Here is a 20770-nt window from a genome sequence, read left to right as displayed (position 1 = left end):
GGTATGTTTTGGAGTATTTCGTTAAGTTGATGCGCTATAAAAATAGAAATTTGGCTTACAGAAACATCAGTTTTGAACGCGAAGCTTACGCCAATGAGCAAAACCTCGATTATCTAAAACATAAATCGTTGTGGAGATTTTTGGAGTATGTTTAAGGAAAAGTTGTTTCATTCATAAGGGTATTTTTTAATACTAACTAGCCGACTATTTGTCATTCTGACGTAGGAAGAATCTCAACAAACGGGGGAGTAATATATGAGATTCTTCCTGCGTCAGAATGACAAATAACTAGCTGGTTTTTGTTGCAATTTTTCTTGCGTCAGAATTGACAAAGTCCTAAAATTTTTTTAAATAAATTCAAAGTATAAACAGTTTACCACAACCCTTTTGTGTTGTATATTTGCAGCAAATTCTACTTGTTTTGAAGGAAATACTCACTCAAAAAATAAAATTGCAATCAGCCAGCATCTCTTTACATATAAGGCGTGAAGACTTGTTGCATCCCTTTGTATCGGGGAACAAGATTCGAAAGTTAAAATACAATTTGCTTCAAGTCAAGTTAGAAAACCAAGATACAATACTCACTTTTGGTGGAGCTTTCTCCAACCATATTGCAGCTGTAGCTTTTTCAGGAAAAGAGCAAGGATTCAAAACTATTGGAATTATTCGAGGAGATGAATTGAGTGATAAAATTTTGGAGAATCCAACTTTACAGTTTGCTCAAAACTGCGGCATGCAATTCGAATTTGTTTCTAGAGAAATTTATCGAATAAAAAGCGAAATTGCTTTTTTAGAAAGTTTAAAACAAAAATTTGGCTCATTTTATCTTATTCCCGAAGGAGGAACAAACGAGTTAGCCATAAAAGGTTGTCAAGAAATCCTCACTCAAACTGATGCTGAGTTTGATTATATTTGTTGCTCCGTTGGAACTGGCGGAACCATTTCGGGAATTATAAACAGCAGTTTGCCTCATCAAAAAATTTTAGGATTTCCAGCATTGAAAGGTGACTTTTTACAAAATGAAATTTGTAATTTTGCCCAAAATAACAATTGGGAATTAATAACCGACTATCATTTTGGCGGTTACGCAAAAGTAAATCAAGAATTAATCGCTTTTGTAAACCAGTTTTATAAAGAAAATGAAATTCCGTTAGACCCAATTTATACCGGTAAGATGGTTTTTGGCGTTATGGATTTAATAAACAAGAATTATTTTCCAGAGAATTCGAAAATTTTGCTCATTCACACCGGAGGAATACAAGGCATTCAGGGAATGAATAACAAACTAAAAAGCAGACAATTACCAACAATAGAGTTCCATGTTTAAAAAAATAGTTTTACTTTTTATAATCACAATTTTAGTGAGTTGTACAGCTTCAAAATCAGTTATCGTAACTAAAAAAAGCACAACAATCACACCGAATAAAACTGTGGTTACAACACCTAGAAAAACAAATACAACCAAACCAATAGTCAAAAAAACAACTACCGAAACAATTGAATCCACATCAAAAACTGTTGTCACCAGTGATTTTATTAACGGTTATATTTTTCATTATAAGGATATTGCCATGAGTAATATGAAAAATTATGGCATTCCAGCGAGTATTATTTTGGCACAAGGAATTCTGGAATCTGGTGCAGGAAATGGTGATTTGGCTTTGAGTGCCAACAATCATTTTGGAATAAAATGCTACAAAGACTGGACGGGAGAAACCGCATATCACGACGACGATGCCACTCAAGAATGCTTTAGAAAATATAATAATCCAGAAGAGTCTTTCCAAGATCATGCTAGAATATTAACCCAAAGACAAAGATATTCCAGTTTATTTTCCCTTCCAAAAGGCGACTATGTGGCTTGGGCAAATGGTTTAAAAGCAGCTGGTTATGCAACAGACCCGAAATATCCTGACAAATTAATATCCTATATTGAGCGCTACAATTTGGACCAATATGATGCGCAAGTTTTGGGAACAAAATATACGTCAATCGTAAAACAAAAATCGAATGGTGCGGTTTTTATTAACCCAAACCTATCCTTATATGAAGTACAAAAAAGTGATACTTTTTATTCTATTTCAAAAAAATTCAACCTCACAGTGGAGGAATTAAAGCTAAAAAATAATCTTATTGACAATACACTTTCTATAGGTCAAAAATTGATTATAAAATAAATGTACAGTGATTATCAAAATCCTAAATCAAATATCGTAAATCGTATATCAAAATGTTATATCAACGCAGTAGTCAGCTTTTTGCTGAAGCAGAAAAAGTAATTCCAGGTGGCGTAAATTCGCCAGTTCGTGCCTTCAAAGCAGTGGGCGGAACACCCATTTTTGTCAAAAGTGCCAGAGGTGCTTATTTGTATGACGAAGACGGAAATCGCTTAATAGATTATATCAATTCATGGGGACCAATGATTTTGGGACACGCATATCAGCCAGTTGTTGCTGCAGTTATCGAAAAAGCAAAACTAGGAACTTCGTTTGGAATGCCAACCGAATTAGAAACTCAAATAGCATCTTTGGCCGTTTCGATGGTGCCAAATATTGATAAAATACGATTTGTAAATTCAGGCACCGAAGCCTGTATGAGCGCCGTGAGACTCGCTCGTGGATTTACCAAAAAAGATAAAATCATCAAATTCGCAGGTTGTTATCACGGACATTCGGATTCGTTTTTGATACAAGCCGGTAGCGGTGCAATTACTTTTGGAACACCAAATAGTCCAGGCGTAACTGTAGGAACTGCCAAAGATACTTTGCTGGCTAAATACAATGATTTAGATAACGTTTCTGCTTTAATTGAAGCCAACAAAAACGAAATCGCAGCCATAATTGTAGAACCAGTTGCAGGAAATATGGGTTGCATTCCGCCCAATAAAGGATTTCTTGAAGGCTTGCGCCAAATGTGTTCGGACAACGGAATTTTGTTAATTTTTGATGAGGTGATGACGGGTTTTCGACTCGCTCTTGGTGGCGTTCAGGAATTGTTTAACATCAATGCAGACATTGTATGTTTTGGGAAAGTAATAGGTGGCGGTTTACCTGTTGGTGCTTTTGCAGCTCGTGCCGAAATCATGAATTACCTTGCACCACTTGGTCCTGTGTATCAAGCAGGAACATTATCAGGAAATCCATTAGCGATGGCAGCAGGTTTGGCGATGTTGCAAGCATTGGATTCTGACCGAGAAATTTTTAAAAGATTAGAAGATAAAACGGCTTATTTGGGAGCAGGAATAGAAAGGGTTTTAAATGCAAATAAGGTTGCTTTTACCATTAACAGAATTGGTTCTATGATTTCGGTACATTTTGATGAAAATCCTGTGTTTGATTTTCAAAGTGCTGCGAAAGGCGACAATGAAACGTTCAAAAAATTCTTTCATGGCTTGTTGCAAGAAGGAATTTATATTGCACCATCGGCTTATGAAACCTGGTTTATTACGGATGCTTTGACTTATGAGGATTTAGATTTTACCATAAATGCGATTGATAAAGTTTCAAAGACTTTTTAGAAAATAAAAATTTTAGCTTAAAAAAAACTTCCAGTCTTTTCATGGCTGGAAGCTTTTTATTAGAATTAACCTCTTTTATCGTGCATTTTCTCTTTGATTTTTGACCTCCTTTTTTCGTTGTTTGAACTCCATTTTTCAAATTGTTCTGGAGTTAAAATGGTTTTCATTTTTGCATCAGTAGCCGTTCTTTCCGCTTCCATTTTTGTTTTCATTGCCTCGTGTTCGGCTTTTTTTCCTGCTCTAAAAGCATCTCTTTTTGCGCCTTGTTCTGCAATGATTTTCCCAACTTGTTCTTGTTGTTTTTCATTCAAGTTCAAATCTGATGTCATTTTTTTTAAATGTTTTTCGGAGCGTTGTTCTGGAGTTAGTTTTTCTCTGGAAGTTTCGGAGTTGTCTCTGATTGGTCTTTCTTTTCTTTCTTGTGCGACAGTTGATAATCCAACAACTAATAATGCAGCAATAAATAATTTTTTCATCTCTAAAGTTTTTATGTTACAGCAATAAGATGAGGTAAACTAAAAAAGGTTTAAGCATTAACAAATAATTATAAAAAAAAGATTCGCTTTTGGCGAATCCTTTTTTATGATTTATAATTAGGGGTAAATTATTTACCCAACCAATTCTACAATTTTACTTTCGCCTTCAACCGCTACTTTTACCAATCCGTGTTTTGACAAGCCTTTCATGGCGGCATCCCATTTCTTGCCACTCAAATCTGATTTTACTTTTAATAAACCCAAATCCATTTTGTTCTCATTGGTTTTCAATAAATCTATAATTAGTTTTTCTTCGTCTAATAATTCCACTTGAACCTTTGATTTCTCTGGTCGCATTTGCGGAAAAAACAACACTTCTTGTATCGAAGAATTATTGGTCATTAACATCGCTAGTCTATCAATTCCGATTCCGATTCCTGATGTTGGTGGCATACCATATTCTAACGCACGTATAAAATCTTGGTCAATAAACATGGCTTCGTCATCTCCTTTTTCAGACAAACGCATTTGCTCTTCAAAGCGTTCGCGCTGGTCAATTGGGTCGTTTAATTCAGAATAAGCGTTGGCTAATTCTTTTCCGTTGACCATCAATTCAAAACGCTCTGTCAAATCGGGATTGTCGCGATGCTGTTTGCACAATGGAGACATTTCTTTGGGGTAATCAGTAATAAAAGTAGGTTGCACATACAAATGTTCGCATTTTTCACCAAAAATCTCGTCGATTAATTTCCCAACGCCCATTGTAGCGTCAACGTCGAGGTGCAATTTTTTAGCCACTTCCAGCAATTGCTCTTGGTTCATTCCAGCAACATCAAAACCGGTATGCTCTTTTATAGCTTGCAAAATGGGAACTCTAGGATAAGGCGCTTTGAAATCTATTTTTTTATCTCCCACAGTAACTTGTGAAACACCGTGAACATTGACTGCGATTTTTTCGAGCAATGCTTCGGTCGTGTTCATCATCCAATGGTAATCTTTATACGCCACATAAAATTCCAAAACGGTAAATTCTGGATTGTGCGTTCGATCCATTCCTTCATTTCTGAAATCTTTGGCAAACTCATAAACCCCATCAAAACCACCGACAATGAGCCGCTTTAGATACAATTCGTTTGCAATTCTCAAATACAAAGGAATATTCAACGCATTGTGATGGGAAACAAATGGTTTTGCCGAAGCACCACCGGGAATAGGTTGTAAAATGGGAGTTTCGACCTCTAAATAACCTTTTTCGTTCAAGAAAGTCCGAATCGTATTGGTGATTTTCGTTCTTTTTACAAAGGTATCTTTTACGTGATCGTTTACAATTAAATCCACATAACGGCGGCGGTATCTTTGTTCTGGATCCGAAAAGGCATCGTGTGTTTTTCCGTCAGCATCAGTTTTTACTACGGGAAGTGGTTTTAAGGCTTTCGCCAAAACCGTTAATCCATATACATGAACCGAAATTTCGCCCACTTGGGTTTTGAAAACCGTACCACGAATACCAATAAAATCGCCAATATCTAATAGTTTTTTGAAAACCACATTATACATTGTTTTTTCTTCATCTATAGAAATATCATCTCTAGAAACATAGATTTGAATGCGTCCTTCGGCATCTTTCAACTCGGCAAACGAGGCTTTCCCCATAATTCTTTTCCCCATCAAACGACCGGCAAGAACAACTTCTTTTCCTTCGTATTTCTCGAAATCGGATAGAATTTCGCTAGAATATGCGGTTGTGATAAATTCGGCTGCAGGATAAGGCTCAATGCCTAAATTGCGTAATTCGGTGAGTGCTTCTCTACGAAGGATTTCTTGTTCTGATAATGCCATTGTATGCTGATTTTAAGAGTGCAAAGATAACAAATAGATTGCAGATTTCAGTCCCGAAATTTAGGGAGCAGATTTTAGATCTTTTAGGAGCATAAATATTGGGTTCTTCATCACGACTCGTCCCGCTATTCGCTATATCTTGTTTACAGGCTTCCAGTTCGCCGCGGCAAACTGGAAGCCTGTAAACAAGGATGCCACTGCTATCGGGGCTAAGCGACACCTTTCGTTTTTCATAAAACCTTTCTCCAAAAAGCAATATAAATTCCGCACAAATTAATGTAACTTCGTTTTTAGAAACCTCAGCGTATTTAAAAAATGAAAAGAATCCTCCTCCTGTTATTAATTCTCCTAAATACAAGTTGTCAAGTATCAGAAACACTTCGTATCAATCCTGATGGAACCGGAACTATTGAAGTGAACGAAGTAAGAGAAGAAAATAGTTATATGCAACTAGCAAAAGATGAATATGCAAAGGAAGATAGCTACAGAGACACTACTTATGTGTTTTCAGATTATTTTAATAAATACGGGGAGACATTTGCAAGAACCTCAAAGGAAGATCAAAATGTGTATTTGAGATATTCAGACGTAAAAGTTCATATCAAGAAAAGCTCAATCGAAAAAGAATTCCGAACCCTAATTTCGCAACAATTCAAGAATGTGACTGATATTGTTGACCTTTATAAAGCGGAGAATTATGCCGATAACATTAAAAATAACTATGCATTGTCGGCCGAAGAGCATTATTACAAAGTGAGTTACACTTATGTTCGCAACCGTTTCAACAGAACCGTAAAAATCACCGACTCAATATTTCTAAAAAGAGAATTTGACCGATTAGAAAAATATAAAACCTATTACAAAGGGCTTAAGCTTGTTCAGAGTTATGTTTTAGACTATCATTTTTCTCAAAAAATCCAATCGGTGTCAAATCTGCAGGCCAAAATTAGCGTTGATCGTAAATCGCTAATTTTAGAGTTTCTTTTAACGGATTGTTTACAAAATCCCGAAATCACTAATCTCGAAGTGATTTTGGAGTAAACCTTTGTCAAAGTTCTAAACTTTGACAAAGGTTTACTTTGTACCTTTGCATTTTAGAACCCATTTTAAATGAACAAAATCATCCAACTTCAAGATCTAGGACTCAAAGATTATAAAGCCACTTGGGAATTACAAGAAGAATTATTCAAGGCAGTTGTTGATTTAAAAATCAAAAACCGAAATTCCAACTGTCATCCTGAGCTTGACGAAGGACAACTTCCAACTCCCAACTTCCTGCTTTTCGTAGTACATCCTCACGTTTACACTTTGGGAAAAAGCGGAGATTTAAAAAACTTGCTTTTATCCGAAAAACAACTTGAAGCCAAAGGTGCGACTTTCTACAAAATCAATCGCGGTGGTGACATTACCTATCACGGACCAGGCCAAATTGTGGGTTATCCAATTTTAGACTTGGAAAATTTCTTTACCGACATTCATAAATACCTGCGTTTTCTAGAAGAATCCATCATCTTGACTTTACAGGAATACGGACTTTCTTGCAGTCGAAGCGAAGGCGAAACGGGTGTTTGGCTCGGAGCTGGAACTCCGTTTGCGAGAAAAATTTGTGCGCTTGGCGTTCGTGCTTCTCGTTGGGTAACGATGCACGGTTTTGCATTGAACGTCAATGTTGATTTGGGTTATTTTGACAATATTATTCCGTGTGGCATTCGCGGTAAAGCAGTTACTTCTTTAAACGTGGAATTGGGAGTTGAAAAAGTAGATGAAGCAGAAGTGAAAGCAAAAATTCTAAAACATTTTGTGCAATTGTTTGAAGCGGAGTTTGTTGCCTTTAAATTAGCCACAGACCGGTGTGCCGACAGGTAGGTGAAACGCCCTTCGTCAAGCTCATGATGACAAAAACAGATTTTCACTAATTTTATCTTGTGAACTTTGTGCCTTCTTTGTGAACTTTGTGTTTAAACTTTAAATCTCCAGTTTTAACTGTTCCGGCAACAACCGAAACATCATTCAGTGTTATTTTGCGATTACGAGCAATCGAGTTATAACGCCTCGGCTACCAGTCGTTGCATGGTTTAGCACTTAACTTTGCAAGTACGTACCAAACTTAAAATTCTTGCGAATTTTAACAAGTAGGAGAGAACAAGCAATTACTTATATCCATTGTTGTAAACAGTTACTTTTTAAGTATTTTTTTTGAAATAATTATTTGTTTATTTTCATTTAAAATAGAAATCATATATAATCCGATTTCAAAATTAGAAAAGTCAAGGGTTAAAAAATTTAAATTTTCTATATTTTCTTTTTTATAAATTTCAGCTCCCAAAAGATTATGAATTATGATTGATTTAAAAGGGATCTTACTATTGATATTGATATCATTTGTAAAAGGATTCGGAAAAATATATAGATTCAAATTATCTGAATTAAGTAAATTAGTTGATAAAGAGCTTTGAAGGAGAGCTTGACGTGCATTTATTCTTCCATAGCCACTATAAATATCAAAGCCCACAATATCTTCCGAAGCTTTACCTACTTGATCTTGTGCGGTATTTTGAACGATATTCCGAATTTGATCAGGTGTTCTATTTGAATTTTGAGCTAATAATAATGAGCATAATCCTGTAACTGCTGGTGCAGCTTGTGAAGTTCCTGACCAATAAGAATTAAAATTTGTGTTTGAAAGATGGTATAATCCAAAAATGTAATTTCCGGGTGCTACTACATCTATATGGCTTCCGTAGTTACTTCCGCTTGTGGCACTCCAAGGAAATGGTGAAGATCGTTCATCGTTTGGATTAGTTGCCCCAACTGCAATCGTGTTTTGATAGCCTGCTGGATAATATGTTACGTTATTGTTAGTATTCATCATACAAGCAACAACAGTCACACCTTTATTGTATGCATAGTTTATTGCATTTTGCATAGTAGTTGAAAAACCTGAACCACCAACAGACATATTAATCACTTTTGCTCCATTATCAACAGCATAATAAATAGCTTCAGTCCAATTAGAGTATAACCCTGAATTGTTAGCGTCTAAAATTTTGCCAATCATTAGTTTGCAATTCCAATCAATTCCTGAATAGCCAATACCGTTATTTGCATTTGCCCCAACAATTCCTGCAATATTGGTTCCGTGACCGTGGTCATCGGTTGGATTATTCTCTTTGTTTACAAAATCCCACCCATTGATATCGTCAATGTAACCATTATTGTCATCGTCAATGTTATTTAAAGTCTCTTTAGAATTATTCCATATTCGCCCACTAAATTCAGGATGATCCATTTTTGCTCCTGAATCTAAAATAGCTACAATAACAGAGGAGTCGCCTTGTTCAATATCCCAGCCAAGTTCCATATCAATATCGGCATCATCTTTTGCTAGAGAATATGAAAATGTACCGTTATTAACTAGTCCATATTGTCTTGAAAAATAAGTGTCAATGGGTATAGTTTGTAATTTCACTAGATCTCCTCCTCCAGTGCCAATAAAATCGGATTCTACATATTCAAAAAGATTCGTGTTTTCGTAGGCTTTGATTAAATTAGTAATGTCTTGTTCAGATTCGAAAGTAAGTATATAGGTGTCTTTATTTTTTTTATTTCCTGATAGCTCAATAGATTGAACTTTGTTTTTTTTATTTAATTTATCTAATTCATTGTGCTTAAATTTTTGATCAATTGTAACTTTATTTAAATCAATATTTGATTTAGGTTTTAATTTTACTATTAAACGATTTTTAGAGCTATTTTCGGAAATTTGAGAAAATGTAATATTTGATATAAGTATAAATGTCATTAACAAAAGTAATTTGTTCATTTTATTGTTTTTAATTGTTTACAACTAGTTTATAGTGATAACAAAATCCTATAAAGCCAACCGATTTAAGGTAGATTAGGATTACAAACGTCTCACTTTATTTGTTTCTCAAATATATAAATAATTCTTTACAAATTATCAAAAGGACTTTTATTAAAAAACAATCTAAATCTCTAATTTCAACTGTTCCGGCAACAATCGAAACGTCAGTCGGTGGTATTTTGTAACACCATATTTTCGGATGGCTTCGCGGTGTTCTTTGGTAGGATATCCTTTGTTTTGTTTCCAATTGTACATTGGGAATTCCTCGTGAATCAGGTTCATATATTCATCACGATACGTTTTTGCTAATACCGAAGCTGCGGCAATACTCATAAATTTAGCATCGCCTTTTACAATACTTTGATTGGGAATCGATTTTAATAATTCGATTTCAGTTTTAGAAAATTGTTTACCAAAAGCACTTTTTAATCCCAGTTTTGCATTCAATTGTCGGTTACCATCTACAATAATAAATTCGGGTTTTGGGTTTAATTTCAAAATACATTCTTGCATGGCTTTCATCGAGGCATTTAGAATATTGATTTCATCAATTTCTTGAGGATGCAAATGCGTTACCGCAAACGAAATGGCTTGTTGCTCAATAATGGATTTTAATTTTTCTCTTGTTTTTTCTGACAATTTCTTGCTGTCATTGAGAATTTCATTTTCAAAATCAAAAGTCAGCAGCACCGCAGCAGCAGTTACAGGTCCGGCAAGACAGCCACGACCTGCTTCATCAGTTCCTGCTTCTTGGTTAAGAGTAAAATAATAATTTTTTAACAAGAAATATCTTTTTTTATAAAAGTAAAAATAATATTTTGGTTTTGATTTTAAAATAATTTAGCCTTTAAACAAATGTTAATGTAAAAAATAAATAAAAAATAAACCTCATAAGAGTTGCATTGTTAAGTTATTATTAACATTTTTGCAGTAACTAATTCAAAATAATTAATATGAAATCAAAATTCAAATGGATTTTCACGCTATTATTAGCGTTATCATTGCAGTTTTCTTTTGCTCAAGAGAAAACCGTAACCGGTGTTGTTTCGGATGCTACAGGACCTTTACCTGGAGCGAATGTTGTAGTTAAAGGAACTACAAGAGGAACACAAACCGATCTTGATGGAAAATATTCTATCAAAGCAAGTGTTGGTGAAGTTTTACTATTTTCTTATTTAGGTATGGAAAATATTTCAAAATCTGTAACTGCTTCAAATACATTAAGTGTTAAATTGCAGGACAGTGGAGTAAAATTGTCTGAAGTAGTAATTGAAGGTTATGGTAAAACATCTACAAAAGCCAAATCAATTGGAGCTACTCAAACCATTTCTTCAAAATCGATTGAAGGAAGACCAAATGTAAATGTTTTGCAATCTTTACAAGGTCAATTGGCAGGTGCTAATATAGCATTGTCATCAGGTCAGCCCGGGACAAATAAAATTGATGTTATTATTAGAGGTGCAAGTTCTTTGAGTGCGAGTTTAGATCCGTTATATGTTATCGACGGAGTGCCATTGACCCAAGCATTTTTTAGAAACTTAAACCAAAATGACATTGAAACTATTTCGGTATTGAAAGATGCTTCGGCTACTTCAGTTTATGGAAATAGAGGTTCTAATGGTGTAATCGTGATTACAACTAAAAAAGGGGATTATAAATCAGATTTAGCAGTAAGCTATTCTTCTGCTTATGGTATTTCTGAATTTAGAGGGGATGACTATGATTTAGTAAATGCAAAAGAACTTTTGAATATTCAAAAAGAATATCAAGATGGTCCAGGTTTTACTGGTTCAGCTCCGGGTATCGTTGTTGATCCAAATAACATCGATGCTTATGCAATTGATACAGATTGGAAAAAAGTATTTTTTAGAACGGGAACTACTTCTAGTCAGGATGTAAGCTTTACTATTGGTGGAGAGAATACAAAAAACTTTACTTCATTAAGTTATTTCCAACAAGATGGTATTGTACCTACTACAGACTTTAAGAGATTTACAATTAGATCTAACTTTTCTGGAAGATCAGCGAATACTAAATTCACTTATGGTGCTAATATAACTGCTGCTTTTTCTAAAAGGAGACAATTAGAGCAAGAAACCAGAGCAGGAATTAATACCAACGTATTGCAAAATCCTTTAACGGGTTATTTGGCTTCTGCACCGTATTTGAATCCTGATACGTATGTGAGTGGTGGTCAATTGTTTACTCAATTTGGTTCCCCTGCATTGGAAATCACTCCGTTTATGCTTCTAGATTTATTCAACGGGAATAATGCTCCTAGTTTTTTTGAAGAGTATAAAACGATCGTTTCTGGAAATCTAGGGTATAAATTAACTAAAGATTTAACATTTAGAACTACTGCGGGTGCTGATTATGCCGAAGACAAAAGAACTTTTGCAATTGGACCATTAGCCTATTTATCTGTAGCCAGAGCTGTTGGTGCAGGTCAACCTTTTCATGGTTTAGAAACACAAAGAAGTACAAGAGAGTTTACTTTTAATATTACCAATCAACTGAATTACAAAAAAGAATTTGGTGCGAAACATACCCTTGACGCTTCTATTTTTACAGAATATTTAAAAGCGCATAGAAGAGTATTCAATTACCAACAAATTGGTTTGAATCCATTGACTTGGTATCCCGGTGCAGGAACAGGTTATATAACCTATAGTACAGCATTACCTGCTACTTATGCGCCAACAGTTGGTGCAGCTAGAATTGATGCTGGATTGTTCTCCTATTTTGGGACTGCAGATTATGATTATGATTCAAAATACGGATTTGCTGCCTCTGTAAGACGTGATGCAAGTTATCGATTTATCAAGGACAACAAATGGGGTACTTTCTGGTCTGTTGCTGGTAGATGGAATATTTCTAAAGAAAGTTTCATGGGTAGTGGCGATTTCTTAAAAGAATTAAAATTAAGAGTGTCTTATGGTACAACCGGAAATCAAAACGTACTTGCAAGAGGTGAGGACAGTGATCAATCTACAATTTTTAACGCATCGCAAGCAGTAAGAGATTTAAACAGCGTACAACAAGGGTATGCCAATGTAGCTTCTTTTGGTGTAGCAAGTTTTGCAAACGAAAACTTAAAATGGGAAACCACTGCACAAGCTAATATTGGTTTAGATTTTAATATTAAAAGTAGATTGTCAGGTTCACTTGATTTTTACAGAAAAATAACAACTGAATTGTACATTAACATCCCAGTTTCATCATCAAACGGATTTACTGCTATATCTGGTAACAATGGTGCTTTGTTAAACGAAGGGATTGAACTTTCGCTTAAATACGATGTGTTGAAAAACACTGAATTTAAATTATCAGTTTATGCTAATGGAGCTTACAATCGTAATGAAATTGATGATTTAGGTTCATTAGAGAACGGTACAGGATTTCAAAGAATAGGTACTGATTATGCCAACAGAGTAGGTCATCCATTTTTTGAATATTATTTAGTTCCTTACGTAGGAGTAAATCCAGTAAATGGTAATTTATTATTCCTAGACAAAGATGGTGTTGAAACGGAAACTCCGGTAGATGCTGACAGAAGATTTTCGGATAAAAATTATCTGCCAGTTATTCAAGGTGGTTTTGGATTTAACGCAACTTACAAAGGTTTCTTTTTAGATGCAGCTTTTGCTTATACTGCTGATTTCTATAGAATAGATACGGATTTAATAGGATTGCTAGATGTAAGACAAGCCTATACTTTTCCAGTTTCTAGAGACCTTTTAGATGCTTGGACTCCAACAAACACAACAAGTAATGTTCCATCATGGGATGCTACAAATTTAGATGCTGGAGATATATCTGATCGATTTTTAAGAGATGCTTCCTATATACGTTTGAGAAATTTAAGTTTTGGATATGATGTTCCTGCTAAATTTTTAACTAAAACGTTTATGAAAAGTGTTCGTTTCAGATTACAAGGTGAAAATATTTTAACGTTCACTAAATGGAGAGGATTAGATCCTGAAAGTTTCAAACAAACTGCAACAGGTTTCTTCCCTACTCCAAAATTATACACTTTTGGACTTGATGTTAATTTTTAAAAATATAAAAATGAAAAAAAGAATAGTATTTTTTAGTCTTATCGCCATGTTGTTTTCATGCAACGACGCATTAGAAATAACTCAAAAAGGAGAGTTGAATGACGCTACCTTGTTTACCTCTGTAGGTAATATGCAATTATTTCTAAACGAAGTATACGATAGAGCGAATACTGAAAATCAAATTACAGTATCGTCTCTATTATCTGATGAGGTTGCTATGGGAGGTTCACAAGCTGTGAGTGATACTCAGAGATTTTTTGTAACAACTACAAACGGTTTTGCAGCTAATATCTGGAATAATCAGTATAATTTAATTAATTATTGTAATAGATTAATTCGTGGTGCGGCTTTGTTCACACCACCAGCAGCTGATTTACCTGCATACAACTCTATGTTGGCTCAAGCAAGAGCTTTAAGAGCTTTTGCTCACTTTGAATTATTGACTTATTTCTCAACTGATATGAGTAATGATGCAGCTCCAGGAGTTATGCTTGTTGATTTTGTTCCTACTATAGACCAAGATATTCCAAGATCTACTACTGGACAAGTATTCACTTTTATCGAAAGTGATTTGGCTTATGCAACTGCAAATTTAATTGCGCCAACTGGAACTAGTGCTTATAAAAGTGTAAATATGAATTTTATTAAAGCTTTTAAAGCTAGAATGTATTTGTATAGAAAAAATTATCCTCAAGCATTAGTTTTTGCTAACGATGTACTAGCTACATCTGGATTAACACTTTCTTCATGTACGCTTACAGTTTCTAACTTCCCTGCAACCTCTGCAGATGTTGTTCCTCAAGGAGCAGGAACAGGTAGTACAACTATAAATGTAGATCCAGGCGCAACTTTACCAATTCAAAGAGCTTTATATCAAGTGGATCAATGGGTATCAGCTGTAAGCCCAGTTTATAGAAAAATGTGGGTAGATGCTGCTCAAGGAGAAATTCTTTTTGGACTTGACCGAAACATTACTAGGATTAATTTTAGTAGCAGGTATAATACTAACGGTTCTTATCTTACTGGTGGTCCATTATTTGATATGGGTAGAAATCTTTTTGATTTGTACAGAACTAGTTTAGGTGGTGGCGCAGAAGATTATAGAAGATGGTGTTTTGTTGATCGTTCTTCTTCAATATCTACAACTCCAGCAACTGCTTCACGTACAGGAGAACAAATTGTTATTGATAAATATCCAGGTAAAAACGGTGGTCATACTGCAAATGATATGAAAGTATACCGTTTATCGGAAATTTATTTTATAAAAGCAGAATGTTTAGTAAGAGCCAATAACTTAACTGGTGCAGCTTTATTAATTCAACAAGTACGTCAAGCTAGAAGTTATACAGGTGGAGTTGTTCCATTACCAGTTTATGCTACCGCTATTGCTGCTTATGCCGATATACTATTAGAAAGAAGAAAAGAACTTGCTTTTGAAGGTCATAGATATATTGATTTAAAAAGATTAGGTGCTGATGCTGGTTTAACAGGAACAGATAGAACTGCTCAAGATGCAGTAAATTCATCTGCTACTAGTCCTGCGAATATATTATTTGGTGATTATAGATTTACTCTACCAATCCCACAGGCAGAAAGAAATGTTAATGATTTGCCACAAAATCCAGGGTATAATTAATATACAAAATTAATTTCTTACAAAAGAGCTGCATTTTGCAGCTCTTTTTTTATAAAATATACAAAGATTACTTTAATCATGTGTTTTTATCTAGTATATTTTAATGAACCTATCTCTATTTTTTTAACAAATTTTTATTGAATATTAATGGCGATATTTCATTTTATTTTCTTTCTTTACTAAATCCATTCAACAATTATAAATAATAATTTTTAAACATGAATAAACTTTTTAATTACTTAATCTTATTTATGACAATTACTTTGTCTGGGCAAAACAATATAGCAGTTAAAGGGAAAACCCAAAAAAAAATGACTTTTGACTCTCCTTTGTCAAAATCTAAAGCAATAGAAAGTTTTTCAAAAAATAATCAATTAGACAGTAATATTTCGTTTGTTTCAAAAGGATTGAAAACAGAGTATGAGGGATTGTTTCATGAAAGACATCAACAATTTTATAAAGGATTAAAAGTAGAGTTTGGAACATTAATTTCTCATAGTATAAATGACAAAGTAGAGTCAATAAATGCCGAAGTATATACTATTAAAAATTTTGATATTAATCCAAAATTAGATGCTAAATATTGTTTGGAACTCGCTTTAAAAAAGATTAATGCTGTTAAATATTTGTGGGAAGATGCTTCGCAATCTAAAATTGTTAAATATCAGAAGCCTAAAGGTGACCTTGTCCTATTCCCAATAGTAAAAACAGGAGAAATAACTTTAGCTTACAAATTTGATGTGTATGCTATTGAACCTGTTTCTAGGCAAGAAATTTATGTAGACGCTAATACGGGGAAAATTCTTTATTCTAATCCAATCATTAAACATATTAATCAGTTTAATTCTCAAAACGAAATAGAAAAGAATTTTAAAAAAGCAGAAAACCTATTAACCGGAAATGCTTCAACTAAATATAGCGGACTAAGAAATATAGAAACCGATTTTAATGCTACGGAAAACTTTATTTTAAATGACTTTACTCGTGGTAATGGAATCATCACTTACAATTGCGAGAGACTTCCAAACGGAGCTTATCAGGATGTAAACTTCAAGGATAATGATAATAATTGGACATCAGCGGAGCATGCAAATTCTTTTCAAGATGATGCTGCTTTAGACGCACATTGGGGAGCAGAAATGACCTATGATTTTTGGAAAAATGTTTTTGGCAGAAAAAGTTTTGATGACCAAGATGGGTTAGTGTTTAGTTACGTTCATTATAGAAAAACTATTACAGATTATGCAAATGCTTTCTGGAATGGAACATTTATGACTTACGGAGATGGAAGCGGGCAAACACCAAAAGCCTTTACCTCGATAGATATTTGTGGTCATGAAATAGGTCATGCTATATGTACTTATACAGCAAATTTAGCCTATCAAAATCAATCGGGTGCTTTAAATGAAGGTTTTTCTGATATTTGGGGTGCATGTATTGAGCATTATGGAAGAACGGGATCTATTTCTGGAACTATCGATGAAAATGTTTGGGTGATTGGTGAAGATATTCGAACTGGCGGTTTACGATCAATGAGTAATCCAATTTTAAATAATGATCCAGATACTTATTTAGGTATAAATTGGAAAGTAACTGGAGATGAAGGAACTTGTGTACCTAAAGGCGATACTTCTGGAAATGATTATTGTGGAGTACACAGTAATAGTGGTGTATTGAATCATTGGTTTTATATTTTAACCGCAGGAAAATCTGGAACAAATAATGCACCAGTACCAAGCGTTTATAATGTTTCAGGGATAGGAATGTTGAAATCGTCAAAAATCGCCTACCTTACAGAAAGGGATTATTTAACTCCTAATGCTACCTTCGACGATATGCGTGAGGCCAGTATTACAGTTGCAAAAAATTTATATTGTGCCAATAGTACAGAAACAATAGCGGTAACAAATGCTTGGGCTGCTGTAAATGTGGGTAGTCAGTACATTACAATTGCTAATGATGTTGCTCTAAACGCTATACCAAACAACCAATCGTTATCTTGTGCATCAACTAGTTTTAATCCAATTCTTACTTTTAAAAATGATGGAATTAATCCCATTACTACAGTAGCAATTACCTACTCTATTGACAATGGAGCATTACAAAGTTTTAATTGGTCTGGAAATTTAGCACCATGTGATGTTGGGAGCTTTCAATTGTTTATTAATACTCAAAATTTAAATTCAGAGATTCACTCATTAACAATTAATACTACAATTGCTAATGATGGCAATATTTTGAATAATTCAAAAAGCATTCCATTGTATAGCAATAAATTTAGTTCTAATAATACTGTGAATACTTTTGAGAGTAATTTAAACTCCTTCATTTCCTATAATAAACCACCATCTACGGCTACTGTTTGGGAACGCGGTTTTTCAAATAAGACGACTTTGACTAATGCTGTTGCGGGTAATTCAAATGTTTATGCTACAAATTTAGTTGGAACTTATCCTGCAAATACGGAGTCGTATCTTATTACCTCGTGTTATGATCTTTCAAATATTTCAAATCCTATACTTAAATTCGATATGGCATTTGATTTAGAAATAGATTTTGACGTAATTTACATGCAATATTCGGTGGATAATGGGCTTACTTGGAATGTTTTAGGCTCAAATTTAGATCCAAATTGGTATAACAGCGATAATAGCAGTTGTGCAAATTGTGTGGGCGCACAATGGACCGGAGAAGCAGAAAAAACTGATCCAAATGGAGGTGTCTTTGGAACTAAAAAACAATACAGGCAAAATTTATCACAATTTGGATCGGCTTCATTAACCCCACAAACAAATATTATTTTTAGATATGTATTTCGTTCTGATGAGTTCCTTAATGAGGATGGTGCAATTATTGATAATTTTGTAATTGAAGGAACCCTATCTAATAAAGAAAATACTTTTAACAAAATTACTGTTTATCCAAATCCTGTTGAAAACTTAATTAATGTTTCTTTAATTTCTGAATCGAACGATGTAATTATAATTTCACTTTTTGATTCACTTGGGCGATTAATTAAAAGAAAAGAATTTGAAACTACTGTTGCAGAGAGTACCAAAAATTTAGACGTTTCAATTATTCCAGCAGGAGTTTATTTTTTAAAAATTGAGCAAGGTTCTTTAATTTATAATTCTAAAATTATTAAAAAATAATATTTATACAAACGATAGTTTATAAAACATCCAGTTCGTATTGGATGTTTTTCATTTATACAATTATATCATTTATCTTTGCTTCAGTAAAATGGTATAATTCATTACCTAACTTTAGCTATATCAAATGAGGATTCTTTTTTTTCTATGTTTTATTGCTTTACCTACACTGTTGTTTTCTCAAAAGAAAATCAGCAAAAACTTTGAAAACATAAAATCCAACAACACTTACAAGCAACAATCGGATTCTACAAAAAATACAGACAATCAAAAAGTGGCAACTATTGACCAGTATCGGTTTATTTCTATTGAACAAGACACTACTTATATTGACACTTCGCTAACGATTCAAAAAGAATACAGTCACAATTATTTGCGAAAAGACACTTTCGGACTCTTGCCTTTTGCAAACGAAGGGCAAACCTACAATACCTTACAGTACAGCTTAAACACGTTTTCGCCCCATCCAGAATTTGGATTTAAGGCAAAGCATTTTAACTTTCTAGAAGCAAACCAAATTAGATATTCCTCTGTAGCTACTCCGGTTACAGAGCTGTATTTCAAATCTGTCATGGGGAAAGGGCAATCTGTAGATGCTTTTTTAACTTTAAACACTTCGCCAAGATTGAATTTTTCTATTTCATATAAAGGATTACGTTCGACCGGAAAATATATAAATCAACTTACCAGTACCGGGAATTTTAGATTTACGGTAAGTTATAATACTAAAAACCTGCGTTATTTTGCTAACGCTCATTTTACTTCTCAAGATATTTTGAATGAAGAAAATGGAGGAATCACAACCTTAGATGATTTTGAAAGTGAAAATCCAGATTTCAATAACCGACAAAGATTAGAGGTTTTCTTAACAGATGCAAAATCATTTTTGAAAGGAAAGAGAGTTTTCTTAGACCACATTTTTAGACTTAATAATATTAAAGGAAATAATAATTTATACTTTAGGCATGAATTCAATTATGAGAATAAATTTTTCGAATACAATCAAGCAACTTTAGAGTCTAATTTAGGGAATCAAACGGTTATACGGTTTGGTGATGCATACAAAACTAGTGCAATAAATGACCAAACACATTTCAATAAAATGTACAATAAATTAGCGGTTGTATACGAAAACACAACACTTGGTAAATTTCAATTTTTCGTGGATGATTTCAGGTCAAATTATTATTATAATCAAATATTAGTTTTAGACAGTGGTACTATTCCAAGTGCATTAAGTCAAAAAATAAACAGTGCAGGAGGACAATATGATTACCAAAAAAAGAACTTGAAAGGAAATTTTTTATACTCAAGATCCATCACAAATCAATCTCTTTCAAATCTTGAAGCTAAATTGCACTATGATTTAAATGACGAAATACAATTTTATTTTCAGTACCAAAACATAAATAAATTGCCCAACAATAATTATGAATTGTTTCAAAGTAGTTTTGTAAAGTACAATTGGTCAAATGATTTTAAGAACGAAAAAATTAATTCACTTTCAGCAAACGCAACAACTCCATGGGTAAATGCATCGCTACAGTTAACCACGCTTAACGATCATTTGTATTTTGACACGGATACTTCGGATGAAAACGTGCAATTAGTCACACCAAAACAATACAACGGAACAATTAATTACATTTCGGTTAAAGTGAGTAAAGAAATCACTTTTGGTAAATTTGCATTAGATAATACACTCTTATTTCAACAAGTTGATCAAGATGATAATGTTTTAAATGTTCCTCAAATCGTTACAAGAAATACGCTTTATTATTCGGGTAATTTTTTTAAAAAGGCTTTGTATTTACAAACAGGTGTCACTTTTAATTATTTCTCAAAGTATTATGCAAATGATTACAATCCATTAATTGGTGAATTTTTTGTTCAAGAAAAAAAAGAAATAGGTAATTTTCCAAATCTTGATTTTTTTATAAATGCCCGAATTCAGCGCACAAGAATTTACATAAAAGCGGAACATTTTAACTCCTCGCTTACGGGAAATAATTTCTATTCTTCCCCAAATAACCCTTATCGTGATTTTATGATTCGTTTTGGGTTAGTTTGGAACTTCTTCAACTAAAATTTGGATTTTTATTTTCATATTCATATTTGTTTTATCTAAAAACTAATATAATTGTCCAATGATAAGAGGTAAATTAACAACAAGATTACCATAGCCAGATTAATTAATTCCTATATTTGTAATTCAAAATCAGGAAAA

General features: G+C 33.6%; 13 protein-coding genes. 9 read left to right on the top strand and 4 right to left on the bottom strand.

What is annotated here, in order from left to right:
* The first annotated feature begins 421 nt into the window (after positions 1 to 421).
* From RMO53_RS02975 to hemL, 3 genes are read left to right on the top strand one after another with little or no spacing between them, the layout of a single operon-like run.
* Positions 422 to 1327, top strand: coding sequence for a pyridoxal-phosphate dependent enzyme (locus RMO53_RS02975; protein ID WP_310377906.1), 906 nt, complete (start codon positions 422 to 424; stop codon positions 1325 to 1327).
* On the top strand, positions 1320 to 2177 hold the full coding sequence (locus RMO53_RS02970; RefSeq protein ID WP_310377903.1) for a glucosaminidase domain-containing protein: 858 nt from the start codon (positions 1320 to 1322) through the stop codon (positions 2175 to 2177). Before RMO53_RS02975 ends, RMO53_RS02970 begins: the two co-directional genes overlap by 8 nt.
* 53 nt (positions 2178 to 2230) lie before the next feature.
* The gene (gene hemL, locus RMO53_RS02965; RefSeq protein ID WP_310377901.1) at positions 2231 to 3517 is read left to right on the top strand and encodes a glutamate-1-semialdehyde 2,1-aminomutase; all 1287 of its coding nucleotides are present in this window, start codon (positions 2231 to 2233) and stop codon (positions 3515 to 3517) included.
* 65 nt (positions 3518 to 3582) lie between these two features.
* Here the strand turns inward: hemL and RMO53_RS02960 are convergent, their stop codons facing one another.
* The gene (locus RMO53_RS02960; protein ID WP_310377899.1) at positions 3583 to 3993 is read right to left on the bottom strand and encodes a hypothetical protein; all 411 of its coding nucleotides are present in this window, start codon (positions 3991 to 3993) and stop codon (positions 3583 to 3585) included.
* Between the two features lie 132 nt (positions 3994 to 4125).
* On the bottom strand, positions 4126 to 5832 hold the full coding sequence (gene lysS / locus RMO53_RS02955) for a lysine--tRNA ligase (RefSeq protein WP_310377897.1): 1707 nt from the start codon (positions 5830 to 5832) through the stop codon (positions 4126 to 4128).
* Positions 5833 to 6147: 315 nt separating this feature from the next.
* Here lysS and RMO53_RS02950 point away from each other — a divergent pair, with 315 nt between their 5' ends.
* Together RMO53_RS02950 and lipB are read left to right on the top strand one after the other, a co-directional pair.
* Positions 6148 to 6873, top strand: a complete 726-nt coding sequence (locus RMO53_RS02950; RefSeq protein WP_310377896.1) for a hypothetical protein — start codon at positions 6148 to 6150, stop codon at positions 6871 to 6873.
* 69 nt (positions 6874 to 6942) lie between these two features.
* Positions 6943 to 7698: a lipoyl(octanoyl) transferase LipB gene (lipB, locus tag RMO53_RS02945; RefSeq protein WP_310377894.1), complete on the top strand. Its 756-nt coding sequence runs from the start codon at positions 6943 to 6945 to the stop codon at positions 7696 to 7698.
* Between the two features lie 310 nt (positions 7699 to 8008).
* Here the strand turns inward: lipB and RMO53_RS02940 are convergent, their stop codons facing one another.
* On the bottom strand, positions 8009 to 9655 hold the full coding sequence (locus tag RMO53_RS02940) for a S8 family serine peptidase (protein WP_310377892.1): 1647 nt from the start codon (positions 9653 to 9655) through the stop codon (positions 8009 to 8011).
* A 165-nt stretch (positions 9656 to 9820) separates the two neighbouring features.
* Positions 9821 to 10480 (bottom strand): ribonuclease HII, encoded by a 660-nt coding sequence (locus RMO53_RS02935; RefSeq protein ID WP_310377889.1) that lies wholly within the window; start codon positions 10478 to 10480, stop codon positions 9821 to 9823.
* A gap of 170 nt (positions 10481 to 10650) precedes the next feature.
* On the opposite strand from RMO53_RS02935, the gene RMO53_RS02930 reads away from it, so the two are divergent.
* The 4 genes from RMO53_RS02930 (at position 10651) to RMO53_RS02915 (ending at position 20629) form a co-directional block, all read left to right on the top strand.
* Positions 10651 to 13755, top strand: coding sequence for a SusC/RagA family TonB-linked outer membrane protein (locus RMO53_RS02930; RefSeq protein WP_310377887.1), 3105 nt, complete (start codon positions 10651 to 10653; stop codon positions 13753 to 13755).
* A 10-nt stretch (positions 13756 to 13765) separates the two neighbouring features.
* Complete coding sequence (locus RMO53_RS02925; protein ID WP_310377885.1) at positions 13766 to 15391, top strand: RagB/SusD family nutrient uptake outer membrane protein; 1626 nt, start codon at positions 13766 to 13768, stop codon at positions 15389 to 15391.
* Positions 15392 to 15609: 218 nt separating this feature from the next.
* Positions 15610 to 18543, top strand: coding sequence for a M4 family metallopeptidase (locus RMO53_RS02920; RefSeq protein ID WP_310377883.1), 2934 nt, complete (start codon positions 15610 to 15612; stop codon positions 18541 to 18543).
* Positions 18544 to 18670: 127 nt separating this feature from the next.
* Positions 18671 to 20629 carry a putative porin gene (locus RMO53_RS02915; RefSeq protein ID WP_310377881.1) on the top strand — a complete coding sequence of 653 codons (1959 nt, stop codon included), beginning with the start codon at positions 18671 to 18673 and terminating at the stop codon, positions 20627 to 20629.
* The last annotated feature ends 141 nt before the right edge of the window (positions 20630 to 20770 follow it).

The organism is Flavobacterium sp., assembly GCF_031409475.1.
Taxonomy (GTDB): Bacteria; Bacteroidota; Bacteroidia; order Flavobacteriales; family Flavobacteriaceae; genus Flavobacterium.
Note: the sequence above shows the minus strand (reverse complement) of the source record. Positions and strands in the feature narration are given on the sequence as shown.

Coding starts and splice junctions, on each gene's coding strand:
- RMO53_RS02960 (WP_310377899.1), bottom strand. CDS start 3,993: ATGAAAAAATTATTTATTGCTGCATTATTAGTTGTTGGATTATCAACT.
- lysS (WP_310377897.1), bottom strand. CDS start 5,832: ATGGCATTATCAGAACAAGAAATCCTTCGTAGAGAAGCACTCACCGAA.
- lipB (WP_310377894.1), top strand. CDS start 6,943: ATGAACAAAATCATCCAACTTCAAGATCTAGGACTCAAAGATTATAAA.
- RMO53_RS02930 (WP_310377887.1), top strand. CDS start 10,651: ATGAAATCAAAATTCAAATGGATTTTCACGCTATTATTAGCGTTATCA.
- hemL (WP_310377901.1), top strand. CDS start 2,231: ATGTTATATCAACGCAGTAGTCAGCTTTTTGCTGAAGCAGAAAAAGTA.
- RMO53_RS02920 (WP_310377883.1), top strand. CDS start 15,610: ATGAATAAACTTTTTAATTACTTAATCTTATTTATGACAATTACTTTG.
- RMO53_RS02970 (WP_310377903.1), top strand. CDS start 1,320: ATGTTTAAAAAAATAGTTTTACTTTTTATAATCACAATTTTAGTGAGT.
- RMO53_RS02950 (WP_310377896.1), top strand. CDS start 6,148: ATGAAAAGAATCCTCCTCCTGTTATTAATTCTCCTAAATACAAGTTGT.
- RMO53_RS02915 (WP_310377881.1), top strand. CDS start 18,671: ATGAGGATTCTTTTTTTTCTATGTTTTATTGCTTTACCTACACTGTTG.
- RMO53_RS02940 (WP_310377892.1), bottom strand. CDS start 9,655: ATGAACAAATTACTTTTGTTAATGACATTTATACTTATATCAAATATT.
- RMO53_RS02925 (WP_310377885.1), top strand. CDS start 13,766: ATGAAAAAAAGAATAGTATTTTTTAGTCTTATCGCCATGTTGTTTTCA.